17 protein-coding genes are annotated in these 22,949 nt (G+C 48.7%); 8 read left to right on the top strand and 9 right to left on the bottom strand.

From position 1 onward, the window contains the following. Positions 1 to 48: 48 nt before the first annotated feature. The 3 genes from modA to K0504_RS14195 form a co-directional block, all read right to left on the bottom strand. Positions 49 to 804, bottom strand: coding sequence for a molybdate ABC transporter substrate-binding protein (gene modA, locus K0504_RS14205; protein ID WP_225918147.1), 756 nt, complete (start codon positions 802 to 804; stop codon positions 49 to 51). Between the two features lie 255 nt (positions 805 to 1,059). Further along, the gene (crr, locus tag K0504_RS14200; RefSeq protein ID WP_220104809.1) at positions 1,060 to 1,569 is read right to left on the bottom strand and encodes a PTS glucose transporter subunit IIA; all 510 of its coding nucleotides are present in this window, start codon (positions 1,567 to 1,569) and stop codon (positions 1,060 to 1,062) included. 161 nt (positions 1,570 to 1,730) lie between these two features. Further along, positions 1,731 to 3,386, bottom strand: coding sequence for a cation:proton antiporter family protein (locus tag K0504_RS14195; RefSeq protein ID WP_220104808.1), 1,656 nt, complete (start codon positions 3,384 to 3,386; stop codon positions 1,731 to 1,733). Positions 3,387 to 3,461: 75 nt separating this feature from the next. On the opposite strand from K0504_RS14195, the gene K0504_RS14190 reads away from it, so the two are divergent. The 4 genes from K0504_RS14190 to adk all read left to right on the top strand — a co-directional run bounded on the left by K0504_RS14190 (position 3,462) and on the right by adk (position 7,984). Continuing rightward, positions 3,462 to 4,268: a 23S rRNA (adenine(2030)-N(6))-methyltransferase RlmJ gene (locus K0504_RS14190; protein ID WP_220104807.1), complete on the top strand. Its 807-nt coding sequence runs from the start codon at positions 3,462 to 3,464 to the stop codon at positions 4,266 to 4,268. 129 nt (positions 4,269 to 4,397) lie between these two features. Then, positions 4,398 to 5,000 (top strand): recombination mediator RecR, encoded by a 603-nt coding sequence (gene recR / locus K0504_RS14185; RefSeq protein WP_220104806.1) that lies wholly within the window; start codon positions 4,398 to 4,400, stop codon positions 4,998 to 5,000. 235 nt (positions 5,001 to 5,235) lie between these two features. Then, complete coding sequence (gene htpG / locus K0504_RS14180; RefSeq protein ID WP_220104805.1) at positions 5,236 to 7,155, top strand: molecular chaperone HtpG; 1,920 nt, start codon at positions 5,236 to 5,238, stop codon at positions 7,153 to 7,155. A 184-nt stretch (positions 7,156 to 7,339) separates the two neighbouring features. Next, positions 7,340 to 7,984, top strand: coding sequence for an adenylate kinase (gene adk / locus K0504_RS14175; protein WP_220104804.1), 645 nt, complete (start codon positions 7,340 to 7,342; stop codon positions 7,982 to 7,984). A 768-nt stretch (positions 7,985 to 8,752) separates the two neighbouring features. On the opposite strand, the gene K0504_RS14170 is transcribed toward adk, so the two are convergent. Further along, a complete protein-coding gene (locus K0504_RS14170) occupies positions 8,753 to 10,702 on the bottom strand; it encodes an alpha/beta hydrolase family protein (RefSeq protein WP_220104803.1) in 1,950 nt (649 codons plus the stop codon). A gap of 184 nt (positions 10,703 to 10,886) precedes the next feature. Between K0504_RS14170 and hemH the strand changes: the two genes are divergently transcribed. Together hemH and K0504_RS14160 are read left to right on the top strand one after the other, a co-directional pair. After that, positions 10,887 to 11,882 carry a ferrochelatase gene (gene hemH, locus K0504_RS14165; protein WP_220104802.1) on the top strand — a complete coding sequence of 332 codons (996 nt, stop codon included), beginning with the start codon at positions 10,887 to 10,889 and terminating at the stop codon, positions 11,880 to 11,882. 19 nt (positions 11,883 to 11,901) lie between these two features. Next, positions 11,902 to 12,297 carry an MAPEG family protein gene (locus K0504_RS14160; RefSeq protein ID WP_220104801.1) on the top strand — a complete coding sequence of 132 codons (396 nt, stop codon included), beginning with the start codon at positions 11,902 to 11,904 and terminating at the stop codon, positions 12,295 to 12,297. Positions 12,298 to 12,319: 22 nt separating this feature from the next. On the opposite strand, the gene K0504_RS14155 is transcribed toward K0504_RS14160, so the two are convergent. The 5 genes from K0504_RS14155 to K0504_RS14135 form a co-directional block, all read right to left on the bottom strand. Continuing rightward, positions 12,320 to 12,727, bottom strand: coding sequence for a hypothetical protein (locus K0504_RS14155; RefSeq protein WP_220104800.1), 408 nt, complete (start codon positions 12,725 to 12,727; stop codon positions 12,320 to 12,322). 68 nt (positions 12,728 to 12,795) lie between these two features. Continuing rightward, a complete protein-coding gene (locus K0504_RS14150) occupies positions 12,796 to 13,224 on the bottom strand; it encodes a YqaA family protein (protein WP_220104799.1) in 429 nt (142 codons plus the stop codon). A gap of 59 nt (positions 13,225 to 13,283) precedes the next feature. After that, the gene (locus K0504_RS14145; RefSeq protein ID WP_220104798.1) at positions 13,284 to 13,652 is read right to left on the bottom strand and encodes a hypothetical protein; all 369 of its coding nucleotides are present in this window, start codon (positions 13,650 to 13,652) and stop codon (positions 13,284 to 13,286) included. Between the two features lie 499 nt (positions 13,653 to 14,151). Then, positions 14,152 to 15,669 (bottom strand): dihydrolipoyl dehydrogenase, encoded by a 1,518-nt coding sequence (locus K0504_RS14140; protein ID WP_220104797.1) that lies wholly within the window; start codon positions 15,667 to 15,669, stop codon positions 14,152 to 14,154. Between the two features lie 193 nt (positions 15,670 to 15,862). Next, on the bottom strand, positions 15,863 to 16,594 hold the full coding sequence (locus tag K0504_RS14135) for a glutathione peroxidase (protein WP_220104796.1): 732 nt from the start codon (positions 16,592 to 16,594) through the stop codon (positions 15,863 to 15,865). 418 nt (positions 16,595 to 17,012) lie between these two features. On the opposite strand from K0504_RS14135, the gene K0504_RS14130 reads away from it, so the two are divergent. Then, entirely contained in the window at positions 17,013 to 19,808 is a 2,796-nt protein-coding gene (locus K0504_RS14130; protein WP_220104795.1) for a hypothetical protein, read from the top strand. 136 nt (positions 19,809 to 19,944) lie between these two features. Further along, positions 19,945 to 22,602, top strand: coding sequence for a TonB-dependent receptor domain-containing protein (locus tag K0504_RS14125; RefSeq protein ID WP_220104794.1), 2,658 nt, complete (start codon positions 19,945 to 19,947; stop codon positions 22,600 to 22,602). Positions 22,603 to 22,949: the final 347 nt, after the last annotated feature.

Here is a 22,949-nt window from a genome sequence, read left to right as displayed (position 1 = left end):
GAATCGAGGCGCGGACTAATGTTAGCAAATCAAACTTCTCGTGTTGGGTCAATCAATTATCTGGTAGCCAAATGAGCGGATCAGTGCTTTGGCTTCGTCACTGGCTAAATAACGAAGCAAGTCTTGAGCAGCTTTTTCACGGGTTGTTCGAGTGAGTAACACCGCATCAAGGTTCAAGGGTTGGTGGTAATCCGATGGCACAATCCAAGCTGAGCCCGATGCCAGTGATCCTTGATGATAAATTTGCGAAACAGCAACGAAGCCAGCGTCAACATTGCCGCTACTGACATATTGATAGGTATGGCTAATATTTTGCCCCTGAATCAGCTTGGGTTGCCATGCGGGATAGAGTTTGAGGTGTTGCAACACTTGCACAGCGGCTGCGCCATACGGAGCCGTTTTTGGCGAGGCAATGGCTAACTTGGTTAACTGCTGCGCTTGTAAGACGGCTGGCGTGCCATTGATGAGCGAGGGATCGTTAGACCATAACGCGAGTTGGCCTTGGGCCACCGTAAATTGCGATTCAGCTTGCGCTAACCCGCTTTTCACCAACGCATTGGGGCGGGTTTGGTCGGCCGCAATAAAAACATCGAACGGAGCGCCGTTACTTATTTGCGCAAATAACTTACCGGTGGAGCCTGCCGATAAACCAACGTGATGGCCGGTTTTTGTTTCGAAATTTGCTGCCAGTTGCTGCATTGGCCGATAGAAGTTGGCCGCCACAGCGACTTGAAGATCCGCAGCCCGAGCGGTGGCGTTGAACAGCATGGTCACGACAAGTAGCAAAAGGGCAAAATGCGACAAATCTAAGCTCCGATATTTATGCGACTAATGAATAAGTTATCAGCAATATTAACGCCAAAGGCGGTGATGGCCCGTTCATTCTGGCACAAAGCCTGACCGAGTGCGGCATTGTAGGTGTTGTTGAGTTATCGATGCGAGGTCAACGGGTCGGTTAATGACGTTGTGGTTACGACAGTTAAACCGTGATTGTGGCAAATCGTACAGATACAAAAAAGCCCCGGATAACGGGGCTTTTCAATAGCATAGCGTGATAGTTTATTTGCGAAGTGTAATGACAACGCTTTCCGCTAAGGAGACTTTGCCTGAGTGCTTATCCAACTGCTTAATCTCATCCATATTAGAGATCACCACCGGTGTTAGCACCGATTTGGCTTTAGCTTCTAGTAACGGCAAATCAAACTCAATGACGGTGTCGCCGGTTTTTACTTTCTGGCCTTCTTCGGCGATTCGCTTAAAGCCTTCGCCTTTAAGCTCTACCGTATCAACACCGAAGTGAACGAAGAGTTCGATGCCACTGGTCGACTCAATACTAAATGCGTGGTTAGTTTCGAAAATTTTTCGAATGGTACCATCGCAAGGCGCAACCATTTGGTTACCGGTTGGGTGGATAGCAATGCCATCTCCAACGATTTTTTCGGCAAACACTACATCGGGAACGTCTTCAATATTGACTATCTCACCGCTGACGGGTGCATAAATTTCAATACCATCGGTTGAGTCAGCCTCATCGCTAACCAGTTTTTTCAGTTTATTGAAAAAACCCATTGTCACTGGCTCCTGTGCATTTGCCAATTTGAAATCGTGCCAGTAAGTCTAACACCAAGAATGTTATTTAGAGAAATAACAATAAACTTCTTGCGCGTATTTGACTTAAATAATTCGTATTTTTAACGCTCAAGCCAAAATTGAAACAGATTAGTAACGTGCTAAGACCGCTCTTGTTCAACTGGCGCAGTGCTAATAAAGCCTAGTCGCTCACAGCTGTCTTGGGCAAAACCTTTACCCGCTTCTCGATACACGTTGAAAACACTGGTCACACCAAGCTCTGCCATTTGTTTTTCTTCATCAAAATAACGAACAACCGCCGCAACATCGCCGGAGAAATCTGTTTTTGATAGCTGTTTGGCGGCGTAATAGTTACCGGTGTGCTCTGGCATCGCGAGGAAAATGCCCCGTAACGAGCCAGACAATTCCACCTTATGCCAGAAATCCGGATCGGTTGCATCGGCATGGATGATATTGCGATTTTGCCGCTTGTGATGCTCAACACGCGTTGAATCACTGTCAACGCCTGTCACTGAGCCGCCCAAGTGGGTGTGCAAATATTCATAGGTACCGGTACCTATTCGGCCCATACCCACAACCAAAAATGTTGTATTGCCCAATGCGAACGGGCGGTCAATTTTATTGAGATGGCGAGGCTGCAGCCAGCCGAGCTTGGGTCTTAGCGATACGTACAGTTTGCCGACTTGTTGATTGAGTGGCGCCGCCAAAATAAAGCTCAGGGCCAAGGCGAGGGCAACAATCGTTAACCATTCTTGCGGTAACCAACCCGCTTTAGCGGCAATGGCGCAAACAATTAAGCCAAACTCGCTGAAATTAGTGAGCGAAGCGGATGCCATCATGGTGGTGCGAATCCGCAAGTTGAAACAACGTATCGCTGCGGCGTAAATGAGCGCTTTTAGCGGCAACAACAACAGTAGAATAAGCGCAACGGCAATCGCGTCTGAACCTGGGAATTGGCGCATGCCAATATCAAGGAAGAAGGCGATCAAGAACAGCTCTTTCATGCTGTAAAGCGACTTCATCAGCTCGTCAGATTTCTTACTCGGTGCCAGCATAACGCCCATCAATAAAGCACCGAGGTCACCTTTTAAACCCACCATGGTAAACAGGCCGTACCCTAAACCAAAGGCCATAAATAAGCCGAATAGCACCAGCAATTCACCGTGGCCGGAGCGTTTCATTAAACTAAACCAGAACGGTCGGAACACTGGAATGAGCAACAGAGCAAAGGCCCAGAGGCTAGGCCACACGCCCGATGAAATGGTGAGGAAGATAACCGCGAGTAGATCTTGAATAATCAAAATAGCAATGGCCAGCTGGCCATAGAGGCTTTGCCCTTCGCCTTTTTCTTGCAAGATTTTGATGACAAAAACGGTACTGGAGAAACTTAAGCCAAAGCCGAGAAGGGCCGCTGTTCGCCAATCTAATTCGGCAAACAAAGGTAATGGAAACAACAAACCAAACAACATCAGCATGGACGTGATTACCGCCACGCTGACCGCCATTTGGATCATCGCGCTACCCCAGAAAGGCTTAGCCGCGAGCGATTTAACATTGAGCTTTAAACCAATGCTAAACAGTAATAAGGTCACGCCGAGATCAGCTAGAATTGAAATTTCATCTGATGCTTCAACGCCAATCAAATGGAGCGCGAAGCCAGCAATCAAAAAACCGACGAGTGGCGGCAAGCCAAACCGAGTGGCGGTCATGCCTAATCCAAACGCGAACGCAATATCGAGAAGAGCAGACTCCATGGCAACCTTTGATTTCTTCCAAGTGATAACAAGTTGAACCATATCACCGGAACTGGTTTTGACCAATCAGACTTGTTATCTTTGCCGCCAACAAAACGAATGATGAAGTGACCTAACATGGTTTACGAGCACAAAACAAAAGCAGGCAACTTGGGCGATGTCTTCAAGCATTTAGCGCTTGTTCAAATGCTCGAAGGCCTGTTGACACATCATCAGGGCAAACACTTTTGCTACGCCGATACCTATGCGGGGCGTCCAGATTACGCCGTTACTAGCAGTAAAGGTTGGCGTAAAGGCGCAGGCAAATTGTTGTCGATTGATGTGCCGCCAATGCCAGCTGCTCGGTTTTGGCACCAGCACGTGGCAAACGTACCTGAGTCGGCAGAGATGGCGCGTTATCCCGGATCCACCTTGTTGGCCGATCAACTAATTGCGTTGCACGGCTTTAAATCTCAGATGATGTTGTGGGAGACAACCGGGGCGAACATGAGCGCGTTGCGCGAACGATTTCCCCATGCCAAATACACAGCACAAGCCGAGGCCAAGGCTTCTGACTTATTATTAGAGCAGGCCGATTTCATATTTGTCGATCCGCCGGGGGTACATTCGCGGCGACACCCAGATTACCCAAACTGGCAAACGCTGGCGCAAATGTTAGTGCTGCCATCGGCCATGCTCATGTGGTTGCCATTACCGGATAGTTTGACGTCTAGCCGTACGATCACGCACCGCGAGATCCGCCAATTAGCCGTTAGCCTCAACTTCACGGTCTCCGAAGTGGTTTGGAATACGTCTGGCATGTTGGGTTGCCAATTGCTCTATCGCGCCGATCCGGCGGTGATGGCAGCAACCAGAAACATCATTGATTGGATGGCTGGCGTTATCAGTTGTGAAGCGCGACATTTTGATGTGTCTGGCGCCTAAGTTTGCGCAGTGAACGCTGCAACACTTGACAGTGATTCGCTGCTAAATTGCCACGGCAAAGATAACTTATGGCACAATCACTTCCTCTGATCTTGGCCGCAGGCCCCTACAGAAATAAACGGCATTGTTATGGAATTCAGTCCTTTAGTTGAACAACTTATTGAGTCGTTGCGGTGTTTGCCGGGCGTTGGTCGTAAATCGGCACAGCGTGCTGCATTTCACCTGCTTGAGCGAGATCGGCGCGGAGCCAATGAGTTAGCAGAAGCGCTGCAGCAAGCCATGAGCGAGGTTGGACATTGTCAGCAATGCCGTAATTACACCGAGCAGGAATTGTGCACCATTTGCCAAAGTCCAAAACGGCAAGCGGCTTCAGTTTTGTGCATCGTGGAGTCTCCAGCCGATCTGATGGCGTTAGAGCAAAGTGGCCAGTTTCACGGTCGTTATTTTGTATTGTACGGTCACTTATCGCCGCTTGATGGTATTGGGCCTGAGCAACTCGGCCTGAATTTGCTTGAGCAGCAACTCATCAAAGGCACGACAGAAGAAGTGGTACTGGCGACCAATCCAACGGTGGAAGGTGATGCAACCGCCCATTACATTGCCGAGATTTGCAGTCGTCATGATATTAAAGCGTCACGCATTGCCCACGGCGTACCGGTTGGCGGCGAGTTGGAATATGTTGATGGAACAACACTGGCGCGCTCATTTGCTGGCCGCACATCGATGGATTAACAATAACAAGCGCGCTCATTTATCGTCGTTAAAACGTTAATTTACTGGCGCGCTTATCTCACTTCTTAGTACCAAGCCTGAATCGCCGCCACGACAGTCGGCATTCGGTGGGATGTCGCTCAGCAAATGAGTTTAAATTTTCCAATCCCGCACTTTTCCCCTTGAATTCCAAATCAGCGCCCCTATATCCGTCTGCAACGAATGCTCTGAATAATGTTGAGATAGAGGAATCAAGATGAGCGAAACTGCACAACGCGAAACTCATGGCTTTCAAACCGAAGTCGGCAAACTGCTGCATCTGGTAACCCATAGCCTGTACTCAAACAAAGAAATTTTCCTGCGCGAGCTGGTCTCAAATGCTGCGGATGCGGCAGACAAACTGCGTTTTAAGGCTTTGTCTGACAACAGTTTGTATGAAAACAATGGCGAGCTGCGCGTGCGCATTACCGCCGACAAAGACGCCGGCACCCTGACCATTTCTGATAATGGTATTGGTATGACGCGCGACCAAGTGATTGAGCACTTGGGCACTATCGCCAAGTCTGGCACCTCTGAGTTTTTTAATCAGCTCAGTGGCGACGAGTCAAAAGACTCGCAACTGATTGGCCAATTTGGTGTTGGTTTTTATTCTGCATTTATTGTTGCTGACCGCGTTACCGTGCGTTCTCGTGCGGCTGGCTTCGGTGCTGAAGCGGGTGTCCAATGGGAATCTGCTGGCGAAGGTGACTTCACCGTAGAAGACGTTGAAAAATCAGATCGCGGCACCGACATTATTCTTCACGTGCGTGATGAAGAAAAAGAATTCCTCGACGACTGGCGTCTACGTCAGATCGTCAACAAATATTCTGACCACATCTCCATTGCGGTAGAAATGTGGAAAGAAGAAGTACCTGAGCGTGATGGCCCAGACGGCGAGAAAGTTGCCGCAGAGCCTGCAACATGGGAAAAAGTAAACACCGCCAAAGCATTATGGACGCGTGAAAAATCTGAGCTGTCTGATGATGAGTACGGTGAATTCTATCGTCACATCTCACATGACTTTGAAGCGCCACTGACATGGTCTCATAACCGAGTTGAAGGCACCCACGATTACACCAGCCTGCTTTATATTCCGAAACGTGCGCCATTTGATATGTGGAACCGCGAAGCCAAGCACGGTCTGAAACTTTACGTACAGCGCGTTTTCATCATGGATGACGCAGAGCAGTTCATGCCGACTTACCTGCGCTTTGTTAAAGGTGTGCTGGATTCCAATGATTTGCCGCTGAATGTTTCGCGCGAATTGTTGCAAGACAATCGCGTGACTGACGCGATGCGTAAAGCGTGTACCAAGCGTGTGTTGCAAATGCTTGAGAAGCTGGCCAAGAAAGACGCCGATAAGTACCAAGAATTCTGGAAAGAATTTGGTAATGCGTTGAAAGAAGGCCCAGCAGAAGACGCCGCCAACAAAGAGAAAATTGCAGGCCTGCTGCGCTTTGCTTCAACGGAGACCGACACCACCGATCAAACTGTCGCGTTGGCCGATTACATTGAGCGCATGAAAGAAGGGCAAGACAAGATTTACTATGTTGTTGCCGATAGTTTCAATGCAGCGAAAAGCAGCCCGCATCTGGAAGTCTTCCGTAAGAAAGGCGTTGAAGTATTACTGATGTCTGAGCGCGTGGATGAGTGGTTGATTAGCCACCTCAACGAATTCGACGGCAAGCAGCTGGTTTCGGTAACTCGCGGTGCGCTGGACTTAGGCGAGCTGGAAGACGACGCCGACAAAGAAGCACAAAAAGCGTTGGAAGAGTCATCAGAAAGTTTGGTTGAGCGCATTAAAACAGCGCTGGGCGAAAACGTGAAAGATGTTCGCGTGACTCACCGCCTGACCAGTTCACCTGCATGTATCGTGGTGGATGAACACGATATGTCGAGCCAAATGGTGAAAATGATGAAAGCTGCTGGCCAGCCTGTCCCTGAGCAGAAATTTATTCTGGAAGTGAATCCAGAGCATGATCTGGTCAAACAAATGGATGGTGAGCAAGCAGAAGACACCTTTGCGGATTGGAGCCAACTGCTGTTGGATCAAGCGACGTTGGCAGAGCAAGGAACATTAGATGATCCTGCCTCTTTCGTGGCCAGGGTCAATAAGTTGTTACTTTCTAACGGCTAAAATGCGCGTCCGTAAATGCTAGGGTTTGTTGATCTTGATTGCAAAAATCAACAACAAGACGCAATAAACCCTAGGCTATACGCCGAATGTCTAACCCCGTGGATTTTCTATTGGCAGCGTTGCCTGCTAGGATCCGCGGGGTTTTAATTTTTAAATACACTTTGAATAACGAAAGAGGCCAATTATGCGCATTATTCTTTTGGGCGCACCTGGAGCGGGTAAAGGCACCCAAGCTCAAGTCATCATGAATAAATTTGGTATTCCCCAAATTTCAACCGGTGACATGCTGCGAGCAGCAATTAAAGCGGGTACGCCACTTGGACTGGAAGCCAAGAAAGTAATGGATGCGGGCCAACTGGTTTCCGATGACATCATCATTGGTTTGGTAAAAGAACGTGTTGCTCAAGACGATTGTGCCGATGGCTTTTTGCTTGACGGTTTTCCTCGCACCATCCCACAGGCTGATGCGATGAAAGACGCCGGCATTGTTGTCGATTACGTGGTTGAGATTGACGTACCTGACGAAGAGATCGTCAAGCGTATGAGCGGTCGTCGTGTCCACCCTGGCTCAGGCCGGACTTATCACGTGATTTACAATCCACCAAAAGCCGAAGGCAAAGATGATGTAACCGGCGATGATTTGGTGATCCGTGATGACGACCAAGAAGATACAGTCCGCAAACGTTTGGGTGTTTACCACGATCAAACGAAGCCATTAATCGATTACTACACGGCAGAAGCTGCGGCTAGCGCAACGCAATACCTAAAATATGATGGTACTGAATCCGTTGAGCAAGTGTCTCAAAAGGTACTGGCAGCACTGAGCTAAAAGTGGCTTAGAGTTGCATAAAAAAACCGCCTTATGGCGGTTTTTTTGTGTTTGCATTTGTAACGGTTAATGCTGCAATAACACGCCGTTAAGCGTATACAAGCGAAGCCAAGGCAGCCAGAGATAGGAATGCCATTAGACCGATGAGTCGTTTCATAATTTAGCGCCTTGAACCAGAAAATTTGTTAGTGAGCTAAAGCTAACGAAGCTGATTTTCGGATACAAATTAAGCTGCTTATTGTGTGACCAATAACACTGAATTTTATGTGTGTATTGGTATTGATTTGTACTCGATCACATTCATCAAAAAGACGCCATATTGGCGCCTCTTTATTCAACAGCAATCAGTCGTTACATCATGTGTTTTTGGATCTAACCATCAATGTAATTTAGCTTGGCCAAATTTGCTAACCGCGACATGATGGTGTTGGCTTTAGAAAAGAACTGGGCATAGATTCTAACTATACAAATCGATCAGGTTTTGGCGCAGTTATGCCGAAGAGACGCGCGGCTAGGCAATAGGGGGAATAACGCCCATTAAGGCAGTTTTGCTCGTTGTTTTTCTTTTATAACATGGCGTTAACAATTTGAAAGCGACTGTTTTATCGCTGAATTCAGCCATTTTATGAAGCTTCAATTTCAAGACTGCACAAAAATGATGCGATTGTTCCACGGTTAGAATCGCGCCTGCTGCTATTTCTGTTCAGTCATATATGACACCAAATAAAGCCGCCTTTAGGCGGCTTTATGTCAGCGCAGGGAAGGCGGTTACATCATGTATTTTTCAATGAACGCATCAATGGCCTGCAGCGCCTGTAGTCGAGTTGAGCTCTTACTGAGGTAGTGCCCTTCATCTTCTAATTCTAAATAGGTAACGTCTTTGCCTTGTTTGCGAAGCGCCTTGTACATGTCTTTTGACTGTTCAATGTTGACGACTTCATCGATAGTGCCGTGGATCAGTAATACCGGCGCTTTGGTTTGCGCGACATGATTGATGGGCGAAACGGCTTCCAGGTAATCATCGGTGGCGTTGCCGCCAGCCATGGCATCTTCCCAGTACGCATGTACGCCACTTTTTCTGCCGCTCTCGCGCTTGACGCGATCCATCATGGTTTCTAAATCGCTTACGCCGTTGATGGATACCGCGCATTGATACATATCTGGCGTCAGTGTTGCACCAGCTAAGGCCGCATAGCCGCCATAACTTGCACCGACAATGCATACTCGATTGGGTTCTACTCGGCCTTGCTCACTCAACGCAGTAATCGCATCAGTCAGATCATCTTGCATTTTTTTGCCCCACTCGCCGCGGCCTTTGAGGACATGTTGCGCGCCAAAGCCTGTAGAGCCGCGGTATTGCGGTTGAATGACTAAAAAACCACGACTAGCAAAATATTGTGCTAACCAGTCAAAGCCTTTTTTATCGTATGATTCAGGGCCGCCGTGGGGCAGCATAATCGCTGGTAGCGGTTTGGCTTTGTCAGATTGAGCTGGACGAGTCAGTAACGCGGGAATGGTGAGACCGTCGCGTGCTTGGTAACTGTATATTTCCACCGGATTGACGTCAGTGGGCTGGAGTTGAGGCCTAGAGGTGGCGAGGTAGGTAAAGTTACCGCCATTAAACATATAGTACTCGCCGGGAATGCCTTCTCCCTCCACATAGAACAGTAGGCTGTTCCAGTCTGGCGTGTAATCAACCAAGTTGAGCGAGTCATTGGGCATTGCGTTGTTGATGGCGGCAAATAACCTCGTCAACTTATCGTCAAAGAACTCATAACTTGGCTGAAAGCCAGCATAGCGAACACCGGCAACCACGCGATCGGTATTGGTAATTAAGCTGGCAACGCTGGCGTTTTCGCGCGCAAAAATCGGGCCGTTAATCGCGCCATCGGCCAGCTCTAAACGATAGTATGCGCGGTGGCCATTTTCTGCTGTGGCAGACATGACGAGTGCTTTGTAATCTGGGGTAATGCCAGCAAACCCTTTGTTGATATAACTGGTTTTTTCTTCGTAGATAATGTTCCAATTGAGGCCATCAAAGGTTTCAATAAGATGGCGGTCGGCGGCTTCATCATAACGCTCGCGAGCCAGTATTTCGTCATTCTCATCGAGAAAGAAATCAATTGCGGTAGACGATCCTTTTTGGACTACTTTTGGAGTACGCTTGGGAGCGTCGAGCTTCACTCGAACTAACCCAAAAGGTGGCTTTCCAGGGTTTCGTTTATTAATCAGATAGGCCGGCATGTAGACTGATTTGTGGTCGCTGGATAGAGCGACGATTCTTCCTAAGCCACCTTGTCCGGCATGTATGCCTTTGCCTGGCGTGAGCATTTGCTGAATTTTATTAGTGTTGATGTCGAGTAAAAATGCGCTACTCACATCGTGCTGACCGGTATAGCCCATGATCCGCCGATGTTGTGTCGAGCGAATAACAATTTTGTCTTCATTCAGAAAGTACAATCCATCGGTACGTATGTTGGATAAATCTAAGGCGGCAATAACACCGCCTTTTGATAGATCAACAACGGTCAGTACATCTTTGCCACCGCTGGTGTCACGATAAGCAAGTCGCTTCGCCGATGGCGACATCACCATCATGGTTTTGGCGGGCAGGGTGCCAAATGCTTCGAGCGGGATTGGTTGATTGGCTTGCGTTGAAAGTGGCAGCCAGAGCAAGGTAACTAAAAATAAAGTGCGGTAAATTGAGTGAGCCATCATTGTTCATGTCCTTGAACTATTTTGTTATTTTTTGACTCTAACTAAGTAATGATAGGCGGACAAATTGCAACGCCTAAATTGTGAAATTAACCACTAACATTATCAGGTTATAGATAATTCAAGCTGGTCCGAAAGCAGTTAAATCCCGTAGACTGTCAGAATCTACTTGGAGAAGTACACCACCATGGAACTACAACGAACAACCGAACAATATGGCGTGCTGCTGGTGAATCTTGGAACACCGGATGAACCCACGCCCAAAGCCGTGCGACGCTACCTCAAGCAATTCTTATCGGATCGGCGGGTGGTGGATTTGCCACGAGTGCTCTGGTGGCCTTTGTTAAACGGTATTATTTTGCCAACGCGCAGCCCAAAAGTAGCGCATGCGTATCAAACGATTTGGCAAGATGACTCGCCACTGCGCCGAATTGGCCTAGCTCAGGCTAAAAGCTTGCAAGAAAAATTGGAATTTATCGTTGGTGGTGAGATCCCCGTTGAACTGGCGATGACCTATGGCAACCCCTCGATCCCCGCAGGTATTGAGAAGTTGCAACAAGCTGGGGTCAAACGAATCGTGGTATTGCCGCTATATCCTCAGTATTCCGCAACAACAACAGGCTCTGTGCTGGATGCTGTTGCGAAAGCTTTAGCTGACATTCGCCATGTACCGGAAGTGCGAATGGTGCATGACTATTATCAACATCCGCTTTATATCAATGCGCTCGCCGGCTCGGTCAAGAGTCACTGGCAGCAACATGGTCAGGCCGACAAATTATTGATGTCATTTCATGGTATTCCACAGCGCTACGCTCGGCTTGGCGACCCATACCCAACACATTGTGAAGCTACCGCTAAAGGCGTGGCTGATGCTCTGGGTCTCGCGGATGATCAATGGCAACTGACTTATCAATCTCGCTTTGGCAAAGAGCCGTGGTTGCAACCTTATACCGATGAAACTCTCGAACAATTACCCAAGCAAGGGGTCAAATCGCTGGATATTATGTGTCCGGCTTTTGCCGCGGATTGTTTAGAAACATTGGAAGAAATTGCAGTAGAAAATCGGGACGTGTTTATGGACGCAGGTGGCGAGCGCTACCAATACATACACGCGTTAAATGAGTCACCTTGCCATATCAAACTATTGGCGCAACTGGTGGCCGACCAATTAACAGGCTGGTAGCAGCCGTTCAGGACAAATCATGATTGCAGGATTCTTTATTGCGCTTCACGGCCTGCTGTTGTTGATTCTATCAATAGCAGTGATCCGCCAGCGAATGGCTCATCGGGTCGTTTTTGGTGATGGCGATGTCGATTCACTACAACGTGCTATTCGGGTGCAGGGCAACTTCCTCGAGTATGTGCCGATGACCTTGCTGATCTTAGCGGCATTGGAATGGCTGCAAGCGCCTGCAATGTTGCTATTCGGTTTAGGCAGTGCGCTGTTTGTTGGTCGGGTGCTGCATGCGCTGGGCTTGTCGCAAACCAGCGGCTCAAGCAAAGGCCGCATGTTTGGAGCCATTGTTAGCTTAGCAGTATTGCTTATTGCCTCTGCTAGCTTGTTGTTGCTCAGCGCAAAATTATTGTGGTGGCCTTAAGTGGTTACTTCAGCCGGCTGTTTCAGTCGGTTAAGCAGTGGCCTTTGATTTCAACGCGCTGTTTATAGTGCTTCACACTATCAACGGCGTATCGCTTGGGGCATAACGCATTTTCTTGCAGTAGCCGTTCCATGTCGTTTAATGCGGTATGTTCACGCAATATCTCGGCATTGCTGGGCTCACTCAGCTTGTATGGCTCTTCCGGGGGTAAAATGGCTTCATGCCGGCTGCGCTGGCGTTTGCCCTCTTCTCGTTGTTGTTGCCGAGGCGTCAAATCTGCTTGATAGCGAAAGCTAAGCGGTGTGGCTTGGGCGTCGATGGCAAGGGTACTAACAATTTCGTACGGATCTGGCTTGTCGTTGCTAGAGCAAGCAGCCAATAACAACAGAAAGGGCAGGGCTGCGATACATCGTCCTGATACGGCAGTCATAGATATCTTTTGAGTTGAAGGTGTAGCCAGCTAAGTTACCCGTTGCGAGTGGAATTGCAAGCGGCAGCTTAGGTCAAATGGCTTGCCGCCCATAATACAAACAGGTAGCGCAACGCTTTACCGATCAACATGGCCACAGCACTAAACCAAGGATTAAAGCGAAGCCAGCCGCCAGCTAAACACAGCAAATCACCTATGATCGGTGTCCAGCTCAGTATTAAGCCCCAATGGCCAAACCGATGAAGCCAGTTCACCCAGTTTTGCTGACGCTCAGAAAGGCTGGACTGCAACTCATCAAGTGACTTTAATCGACGCGCCTGGCTGCCCATCCAGAATGTAATCAGCCCGCCTATGGTATTACCCGCGGTTGCTGCAAGTAACAGCATTGCAGGCTCTGCCCATTGTTGTTGCCACGCTAGTAACAGCGCTGCTTCCGAGCCGCCAGGCAATAAAGTGGCGGCCAGCAAACTGGTCCAAAATAATCCAAATAGCGCCATTGATAGAGCTGCATTGATGGAAAACTTCGCCGACTTTACACCAGCAATGCAAAAAATACCTAGCTAATCGACTGCAGCCAGGAGCGAGCCGCTTCGCGATCAGGCAAGACACGAATATTGCGTTCTGGATAAGCGATTTGCTGAATTTCAGCAATGGCTTCGGCGGCGAGTTGGCTGTATCGCTCTTGCGCATAAAACGCGATCGCGCTGAGATCATAGCCATCAGCTAACAAACGAACACCAGATAATTCAAAATGGGTGTCATCACGCCATGCGATTAGCAACTTGGCTGGGGTATTAAATGCATCCAGCGCTTTATTTAAAAGTTGATGGGCGTCTAGATTCAACTCAAGTGAATCAACGGGATTCCATTCCAGTACACCCTCATGCAATTGAAAATTGCCGATTGCGGTATTGTACCGGGACATTGCCACTGTACCTCTTGTTGCAGTGAGCCAATTTAAACATATTGGCGATAGGCTAATGACGGATTGAGCCATTCATAAGCCGCTATTTCGAGCTAATAAATTAGACACTTTCTACGCGATTAGTTTCTACTTTAAAAGTGAATTTACGTTTTTTCGCTCACTTGTTAACAGGGGGTTTTGGGTGGGTTGCAGGGCAGTTTTTAAGGTGTTTAAAGTTGTGAGTTTGGCCATGAATTATGGCGCTGGCGCGTCAATAAAATAACGGCAGCTGTTGATTGTTGTCGCGGTGCCTTAAACATCAGCCACCCAAAAGTGTTAGAGATTTTGAGGTTTCGAGGAATCGATAACTTGAGACGAAGAGAGCTTTGGTCACGTCACTGCTTTACCCATTTTGAGCGTTTTTTTGAGGCTCCGACAGCATGTTTGTGACGGCTACTGCCGTGCCTTTAACCTCAGGCGCTATGGCTGTTTAACCAATGCCTAGCACCTGATACGTCATTCAGCCCAGATCACCTGTGCTTAGCGGGGCATTGCTTAGAGGGCCATTGTTTAAAGGACCATTGTTTAAAGGGCCAGCGCTTAGATCACCATCACTAAGAGCACAGTCACTGCTGATATCGAGTTTGGCGGCAACATCACGTAGCACTGCGCGCACCGCTTCTTCAATATCTGGGTGGTAGCACGGCATATCGAGCATTTGCAGAATCGTCATTTTTTGGTGGTGCGCCCACGCAAGTAAGTGCGCCACATGCTCAGCAGCTGGGCCCACCATTTCAGCGCCAACAAACAAGCCCGTGCCTTGTTCGGCATACACGTTAAGTCGCCCTTTGTTGTTCAACCTAAGCTGGTGTCGACCTGGCTGTTCAAAGTTCACTTCACCTTGAATTAGGCAATCGCAAGGGCTAAGGCGCTCACTCGCTTGTTGGAAGCTAATTCCAATCATGGCGATTTGCGGCTCAGTGAGCACCACGCTGATAGGGCTTGAGTGCTCCTTCGTCTGCAAGTTGGGCCAACGACCTGCATTGTCGCCTGCAATACGGCCTTGGTCTTCAGCGTCATGTAATAGCGGCTGCTGGCTGCTGGCATCGCCGGCAATAAAAATATGTGGTTTCGATGTTTGCATCGTGCGTGGATTGGCAATCGGCACATTGCGGTCATCCAGCGCCAGATTCAAGCGCTCTAAGCCTAATTGTTCTATAGCTGGGGGCGCGTCGGTGGCAGCAATAACATAGTCGACGCGAATGGTTTGTGATTGCAGGTGATCATCCATGTAACGGATGATCACCTGATCGCCTTGGCGTGTCATGGACTCTATTTGAGCATCAGCTATTAGCGGAAATTCATCAGCGAATGTTTGCTGGGCATAGCGCATCACATCAGGATCGGTCAGTGGACCAATTTGGCCACTAACGCCGAATACATGCACAGTCACATCTAATCGATGCAGTGCTTGAGCGATCTCAAGGCCAATGGCATCAGTACCCAATACCGCAACCGATGTTGGCAAATCATCCCAGTTAAATAGGTCGTCGTTGGTGAGCAATCGATCGTCTAGATCTTGCCAAGTCTTGGAAGAGGGCCAAGCTGAACCCGTGGCGATGACAATACGAGCAGCATGAACTTGAGTATGAGCGCCTATTTGCAGTGAGTTTTCGCCAATAAATTGAGCGGCGCCGTAAATTTTATCGGTTGCCGGAATAGCCTCGAGCTGTTGTTGAGCTAAGCCAACAACGCGATCACGTTCTGATTTGATTTGCGCCATCACTTGCTTGCCATCAATGCGTACTGAACCGTCAACGATGACGCCAAACGATTCGCTATGGCGGGCATGGTAAGCGGCTTGTGCTGCCGCCATGAGCAACTTTGATGGCGTGTAATCAACGGGGTTATCGGTAGTACCGCAGACGCCGCCTGCAATCATAACCACTCGGTCGGTATGTTGTTTGGCTGCTTGGTATGCGGATAGCCCAGCGGTGCCGCCCCCAATGACTGCAACATCAACGGTTAATTGCTTCATGATGACTCCTGCCGCCAGGTTATGGCAGCATTTAAAACGAAATGTGAAAAAGGGATAACCCTTGTGCTGCTCAAACAAGCAATGAAACATCCAGCAACAGGCTCAGGATGAACATGGGGGGAGTTCATTCTGAGCCTGTGGCCGTTCGCTGTGTGGTGAAACCTCATTGCAGTTGAGCGTTACTCAGTTGTGGCTATTTGGCTAAGTAGATGTCCAGCTCTTCGCTGCCGCCAATGTGCTTACCGTTAATAAACACCTGTGGCACGGTACTGCGGCCGGTAATGGCTTTTAAGCTGACGGACGTTGCATCGGTGCCCAAAATCACTTCTTCGTAGCGGATGCTGGCATCAATTAATGCTTGCTTAGCTTTGGCACAAAATGGGCAGCCTGGTTTCGAAATGATACTGACTGAATCAGGTTTGTTAGCGCTTGGCGCAATGTAGCTCAACATGGTGTCAGCATCGGAGACTTCAAACGGGTCGCCTGGTTTCTGTGGCTCAATGAACATTTTTTCGATGATGCCGTTTTTCACTAACATGGAATAGCGCCACGAGCGTTTGCCAAACCCCAGCTCTGATTTATCTACCAGTAAGCCCATGCCTTGAGCGAACTCGCCATTGCCATCGGGGATCACGCGAATGTTTCCTGCTTCTTGATCGGCTAACCACGCGTTCATCACAAAGGTGTCGTTCACACTCATGCAAACAATCTCGTCAACACCACTGGCTTTAAATACCTCGGCTAACTCGTTGTAACGCGGTAAATGCGTGGATGAACACGTTGGCGTGAAAGCACCGGGCAAGGCAAATACGATCACTGTTTTGTTGGCAAATATTTCATCGGTGGTGACATGAACCCACTCATCGCCTTGGCGAGTTGGAAAGGTGACTTGCGGGACGGGTTGACCTTCTTTATTAGCAAACATAGTGGTTCTCCAGCAGGAATTCGACAGTAATTAGGTAACTGAGCTCAGTATGTTACCCAGAGTTTGATAATAGAAATCGATTAAACCTATCTACTTGATAGGTGTTGGTGCGAAGGATTGTTGTGCAACATCAAGGAGTGGCTAGATTTTGTTCGAGGGTTTGTATGTAAATCAAACAATGTTGGTTGGGGTAAACAGGGTTTTCTCTAGTTGTTGTGAATTTTTTATGACCACTGGTGTTTTCTTGAAGGGGGCTTGCCTATGGTCTACGCCGCGCCAAACAAGGGTTGAAACATTTGTGCAACGAATAAGACATATTTCATTCATCTAGTTGAAGTCTTTTTGTAATTTTTCGCCTTTAGCTTTGCTCACGCTTATTTCACATGCGATTAATTCCGTCCTCGGAGAAGACAAGACAATGGAACTCAAAACCCTGTTTAAGCTCGGCGCAATTTCTACTGCGTTGATCCTTGCTGGTTGTGGTGGCGACATCAACATTAAAACTGGTGAAGATACTGTAATTACCGACCCATCCGATCCATCTGAATCAACAACAGAGCAAGCTTACGGCGGCTTCGCTGAGCAAAGCACTAGCCTGACAGAACTGGACGGAATGGAAGTCTGGACTCTTAGCGGCTCACTGCTGCCATCAGAGGCTTCTGCTTCTAACTACACCACTGGTGGCCAAGACGGCGACGAAATTACCTTGGGTAACGACGTGGTATGGCAACTTGATGGCGCGGTTGTTGTGGGTGGCGATAACGAAAATTCAGTCACGCTGAACATTTTACCGGGCACCAAAATCATTGGTGGTGACGGTTCGTACTTAGTTGTTAGCCGTGGCTCAAAAATTGAAGCGGTTGGTACCGAAGATGCGCCAATCGTATTTACATCGACTGAAGCTGCACTTGGCCAAGAAGGCGAAGCGGGTCAGTGGGGTGGTTTGGTACTGCTAGGTAATGCGCCAGTTAACAGCTGCCCAGATTTAGATGCTTGTGACGCTTCGTTCGAAGTTGGCGATCACGCATACGGCGGTAACGATTCTGAAGACGATTCAGGTACGTTGAAATACGTTCGCGTTGAGTTCGGTGGTTTCAAAATCAACGACACACAAGAAATGAACGGCATCAGCTTCGCCGCTGTCGGTGCAGGTACTGAAGTTGAGTACATCCAAGTACACGAAAACAACGATGATGGCGTTGAGTTCTGGGGCGGTAACGTTTCAATCTCTAACGTTGTGTTGACCAATAACTTCGATGATTCGCTTGACTGGACCAACGGTTGGCAGGGTTCTGCTCAACACGTTCTGATCATGCAGAAAGATGACGGCTCGAACCGTGGTATCGAAGCAGATAGCAACAGCGACATTGATGCCGATCCTAAGTCAATGCCAACTCTATCTAACGTTACTATTTTGGTTGCCAACGGTACCAATGCTGGTGGTGACGATGCCGAAGGTATCATCCTGCGTAAAGCAACTGCCGTTAACGCTTATAACATCCTGGTTAAAGGCGACACTGACTCCGGTGAGTGTTTGGAAATTGACGGTGACAACACGGTTATCAACGCGCAAAACGGCGAGCTAGTGTTCACTCACAGCCTGCTGGACTGTGTTGAGCCAACTAAAGATCAAAGCGTAGACGAAGACAACACATTGGCCTTCGACGTAAACGCTTGGTACACCGAGCAAGAAGGTAACTACATTGGTGCCTCTGCGCTTGACGGTTACATGCCTACTTCTAGCTCTATTGCCCTGACGGGTGGTAAAGCTGACCTGAGCAACACTGATTCTCGTTTGGATGACGCTGAATACATTGGTGCATTTGACGGTTCAACTGACTGGACTGAAAACTGGACCACTGCCATCCACGACGACGGTGACGATGACACAGTAACACTGCAACCATTGACGTCTTGCCCAGTCGGCACGACTCAAGAAGATGCAACAGCTGGCCTTTATGAAGACTCCTCGGTTGAGCTGGTATGTGCGTTGGAAGGTAACCTACTAACGAACACGACCTTGTTGGCTGGCTCTAACGTTTTGTACAAGCTAGCTGGCGGTGCGGTTCTAGTTGGTGGCGACAATGAAGATGCAACAACTCTGGCGATTCAAGCTGGCGTTAACATCTTTGCTGAAAGCGACAGCTACTTGGCGATTAACCGTGGTTCTAAAATCATGGCGCAAGGCTCTGACGACATGCCAATTACCATGACTTCGCAAGAAGACGTTGTCGCTGGTCTTGACGGTGAGCGCGGTCAGTGGGGTGGTTTGGTTCTGCTCGGTAACGGTTTGACCAATGCTTGCCCTGATAAAGATGCTTGTGACGCTTCATTCGAAGTTGGTGACCACGCATACGGCGGCAACGACAACACTGATAGCAGCGGTACCATCAGCTACGTGGTTGTTAAGTACGCTGGCTTCAAAGTGAACGATACCCAAGAAATGAACGGTATTAGCTTTGCAGCGGTAGGTTCAGGCACTCAAGTTGACCACATTCAAATTCACGCCAACGGTGATGACGGCGTTGAGTTCTGGGGGGGTGCAGTGAGCATGAAATACGTTTACCTGACGCACAACTTTGATGACAGCCTCGACTGGACCAACGGTTGGCAAGGTAACGCTCAACACGTTTACATCACGCATGAAGATGGCCAAGCAAACCGCGGTATTGAAGGCGACAGCCACAAGAGTGACGGTGATACGCCAACGTCTCACCCTGTTCTGGCTAACGTAACTATCGAGCCTGGTGTTGATATCGAAAATGCTTCTGGTGACAAAGGCGAAGGCATCATCTTACGTGTTGCTACTGAAGCTGAAATCTACAACCTGCTGGTTCAAGGCCGTAAAGGCGACACGTCTGAGACTGAGTCTGGCGAATGTTTAGAGCTTGACGGTACTTACCCATCATTGGTTGATGGCGTGAACAGCGGTGCGCTGTTGATTGAAAACAGCATCATCGACTGTAACGAACCTTTCAAAGGCACTGAAATGGGTACTGTTGACGTTGAAGCTTGGTTCTTAGCTCAAAACGGTAACAGCACTGACGAAGTGACGCTGACTGATGGCATGCCTGCTGGTACTGACACTGTTCTGTTAGGTTCAGGTCAAGACGTAAGCGCTATGGACAGCTGGTTCGATTCAACTGACTACATCGGTGCATTTGACGGCACTAACGACTGGCGCGGCAACTGGGCATACGACCCAGCTAACTAAGCACAAGCTTAGGCTTCGACCCGGAGGGGAGCTTCGGCTCCCCCCCAATTCGTTTAACTCCTTCATCTATAGAAACACCTTTCGGGTTACCTACATCAGGGTAAGTCGAATTTGAATTGCACAGGATAGTCACAGTATGAAAACCAAGCCGAGTTTTACCACCCGCAAGGTAAGTGTTGCAGTTGCCAGTGCGCTATCTGCGGCAGCCATGTTCACTGCTGCTCCTGCTATGTCAGCAGACGAGCAACAAGCTGATGCGGGTTACGCAGGCAATGACGTAGAAGTTATTGCGGTAACGGCTCGACTCAAAAGCGCCGCTTCCGAGGTCATGGAAGAACGCCGCGAGCAAGCCTATGTCGCCGATCTCATGGGCGCAGACCAAATCTCGCGTACTGGCGATAGCGATGCCGCTGCAGCCTTGCGTCGTGTCACCGGTTTGACCCTGAAAGATGGCAAGTTCATTTATGTGCGTGGTTTAGGTGAGCGTTACTCAAGTACCTCGCTAAACGGCGCTATTGTTCCTTCTCCAGATCCAACTCGTAACGTTGTGCCGCTGGACATGTTCCCAGCCTCAATTATTGAATCACTGTCCGTGCAAAAAGCCGGCTCACCGGGTGCTCCAGCTGCCTTTGGTGGTGGTCACGTCGATATTCGTACCAAAGCGATTCCATCCGACTTCTTCTTCAAGGTTGGTGTCGGCACACGTTATAACAGCAATGATTCAGACGACGCTTTGACCTACAGCGGTACTGGCGACGATACCTGGAAAGGTAAAGACGATGGCGCGCGAGGCTATCCTCAGAGCGCTCAAAATACTTACGATACCTATGGTGGTATCGATCCAATTAATGACATTTTTCCAGTGGTTGGCGACATTGAACAAGCCTACCAAATCAACCGCGAAGCGGCTGTTGATATCAACCGCGCCATGACTGTAAAAGCGGAGGATACGGATTTTGCCTACCGCGCCAACGTGGCCGTGGGTAACAGCTGGGATTTAGGAAAAGACACCATCTTTGGTTTGGTTGCCGCAGGCTACTATAAGCGTCAGCAAGAAAACTATGAAGAGTTGGATATTGAGCTTGCCGATCCTGAAGGCACCATCGAAAACTCGAAAGAAATTGTTGGAACAGATTCTATTGTTCAGTGGTCAGCCTTGCTTAACATGGGCTTAGAGCTGGACGAAAACAACAAGATTGAAACCTATTCAACCTACCTGCGCGATACCTCAGATGATGTTTCTGTCGCCATTGAAGAAACCATCGATACCATTTCTGAGCCGAATGCTTTGCAGGTTTACAGCATTGAATATGAAGAGCGCACGTTGATCAGCAACCAAGCCAAAGGGATTCACTTTTTCCCAAGTTTGTACGACTTGGAAGTGAACTGGTTCTACTCTGACGCGCGCGCAGAACGTTATGCGCCGAATGAAGTGTCATACACCTATGGTGTGGTGTTTGACGAAGAAACTGGTGAAATGACATCGCGTAAATTGAATACGCAAGATGCGCCGAAATATGTCTACACGCGCTTGGATGATGATACCGAGAACACGGGTTTTGATGTCACTTTGCCAACCAGTATTGCGGGGGCAGAAGTACGCTTTACCGCCGGTTATAGCTACTTTGAGCGTGCTCGTGAAAACTACGCGTCTCGTTTTACATTCGATGCCACGGGTTTCGATAGCGAACTGCTGACCGAAGACTTTCACGTTATCTTTGCCGACGAAAACATTCTGGATGCCGAAAACGACTTCGAATTAGGTGATTCGTCAACGGACACTGAAGATTACGTTGCGGCAGAAATGATTGATGCCGGCTTTGCTTCCTTCGACGTTAACATTGACGACGTGTGGCGCTTTACTGGTGGTATTCGCTACGAAGACTTCCGTCGTACCACCTTGCCAATTGACGAAGATGGCGAAATATCTACTGAAGATGGCCGCTATGAAATCACCGATTATGTTGTGGTTGAAGATGGCTGGTTCCCGTCGTTAGCGGCAACTTGGCAGCAAAGCGATCAAATGCAATGGCGTTTCGGTGTGAGCAAAACCATTGTTCGCCCAGATTTGCGTGAAGTATCGCCGGTTCGTTTCCAAGATCCTGTGACGGGTATTGACTCGTTCGGTAACCCAGAGCTTGAAAGCTCCGACATTATCAATGCTGATGTGCGTTGGGAATGGTACATGGAGTCTGGCAGTAACCTGAGTATTGGTGCCTTCTACAAAGATTTAGAAGCGCCGATTGAACCCGTCCAGCGTATTACTGAAGCGGGTCAGCAGCAGAAATATTACAACGCTGATTCAGGCTACATCTACGGTATCGAAACTGAATTCCTACGCGATTTCTCATTCATTGATAGTGAGTCGGATATTCTCGATGGCATGTTCATCGCGGGTAACTTGACCTTAAGTGACTCAGAAATTGAAATTTCACCGAACAGTGAGATTGACCCAACCAACACCAAGCGTCGCATGACTGGCCACTCAGAGTATGTTGCAAACTTGCAGTTCAGCTTTGATTCGCCAGATCAGTACCATAGCGCAACCTTGGTTTATAACGTATTCGGTAAACGGATTGCGTGGGGTGGTTCAGCCGGTTTGGGTGATATCTACGAGCAGCCGTTCCACAGTTTGGACTTTACTTACACCTTATTCCCGACCGATAGCATCGATGTCAAATTCAAAGCCAAGAACATCTTGGGTGAAGAGTCTGAATATAAGCAAAATGGTCATAAGGTCTTCTGGAAAGAGCCAGGTACTGAACTAACGCTGCAATTCTCTTACGAGTACTAATCGGTGGGGCATTGCCCCGCCAGCAACATCGCCGATCAGTCTTGCACTGATCGGCCCTCGCATAACTATAACTATCTATCGCACTTACACTCCGTCAAGCACCGCAAGGTGCTTTTTTTTATGTCCAGGGACGAACTGTATCCGTCCTTAGGTACGTAAACAGCACATCCCTGCGCTACTCCTGCCGCGGCGCATGAGTTTATATGAGAGCGCAGGAGCGGCGATGTTCCAACCAAGCGTTCATCCTGATGCCTCGAAGGATAAACAACTCGCCTTCCCCTTAGCCGGTCGCACTTCGACGTGCTCAACAGCAAGGTTTTTCTCATCAGAGCAGGCCGTGTCTGAAA

This window comes from Neiella holothuriorum (assembly GCF_019457915.1).
GTDB lineage: Bacteria > Pseudomonadota > Gammaproteobacteria > Enterobacterales > Neiellaceae > Neiella > Neiella holothuriorum.
The sequence above is the reverse complement of the archived record's forward strand: the minus strand, read 5'-3'. Positions and strand labels throughout refer to the sequence as shown.

Excerpts from the sequence above, each read along its gene's own strand:
- crr (WP_220104809.1), bottom strand. The coding sequence starts at position 1,569 with ATGGGTTTTTTCAATAAACTGAAAAAACTGGTTAGCGATGAGGCTGAC.
- K0504_RS14195 (WP_220104808.1), bottom strand. The coding sequence starts at position 3,386 with ATGGTTCAACTTGTTATCACTTGGAAGAAATCAAAGGTTGCCATGGAG.
- K0504_RS14190 (WP_220104807.1), top strand. The coding sequence starts at position 3,462 with ATGGTTTACGAGCACAAAACAAAAGCAGGCAACTTGGGCGATGTCTTC.
- recR (WP_220104806.1), top strand. The coding sequence starts at position 4,398 with ATGGAATTCAGTCCTTTAGTTGAACAACTTATTGAGTCGTTGCGGTGT.
- htpG (WP_220104805.1), top strand. The coding sequence starts at position 5,236 with ATGAGCGAAACTGCACAACGCGAAACTCATGGCTTTCAAACCGAAGTC.
- adk (WP_220104804.1), top strand. The coding sequence starts at position 7,340 with ATGCGCATTATTCTTTTGGGCGCACCTGGAGCGGGTAAAGGCACCCAA.
- K0504_RS14170 (WP_220104803.1), bottom strand. The coding sequence starts at position 10,702 with ATGATGGCTCACTCAATTTACCGCACTTTATTTTTAGTTACCTTGCTC.
- hemH (WP_220104802.1), top strand. The coding sequence starts at position 10,887 with ATGGAACTACAACGAACAACCGAACAATATGGCGTGCTGCTGGTGAAT.
- K0504_RS14160 (WP_220104801.1), top strand. The coding sequence starts at position 11,902 with ATGATTGCAGGATTCTTTATTGCGCTTCACGGCCTGCTGTTGTTGATT.
- K0504_RS14155 (WP_220104800.1), bottom strand. The coding sequence starts at position 12,727 with ATGACTGCCGTATCAGGACGATGTATCGCAGCCCTGCCCTTTCTGTTG.
- K0504_RS14150 (WP_220104799.1), bottom strand. The coding sequence starts at position 13,224 with ATGGCGCTATTTGGATTATTTTGGACCAGTTTGCTGGCCGCCACTTTA.
- K0504_RS14145 (WP_220104798.1), bottom strand. The coding sequence starts at position 13,652 with ATGTCCCGGTACAATACCGCAATCGGCAATTTTCAATTGCATGAGGGT.
- K0504_RS14140 (WP_220104797.1), bottom strand. The coding sequence starts at position 15,669 with ATGAAGCAATTAACCGTTGATGTTGCAGTCATTGGGGGCGGCACCGCT.
- K0504_RS14135 (WP_220104796.1), bottom strand. The coding sequence starts at position 16,594 with ATGTTTGCTAATAAAGAAGGTCAACCCGTCCCGCAAGTCACCTTTCCA.
- K0504_RS14130 (WP_220104795.1), top strand. The coding sequence starts at position 17,013 with ATGGAACTCAAAACCCTGTTTAAGCTCGGCGCAATTTCTACTGCGTTG.
- K0504_RS14125 (WP_220104794.1), top strand. The coding sequence starts at position 19,945 with ATGAAAACCAAGCCGAGTTTTACCACCCGCAAGGTAAGTGTTGCAGTT.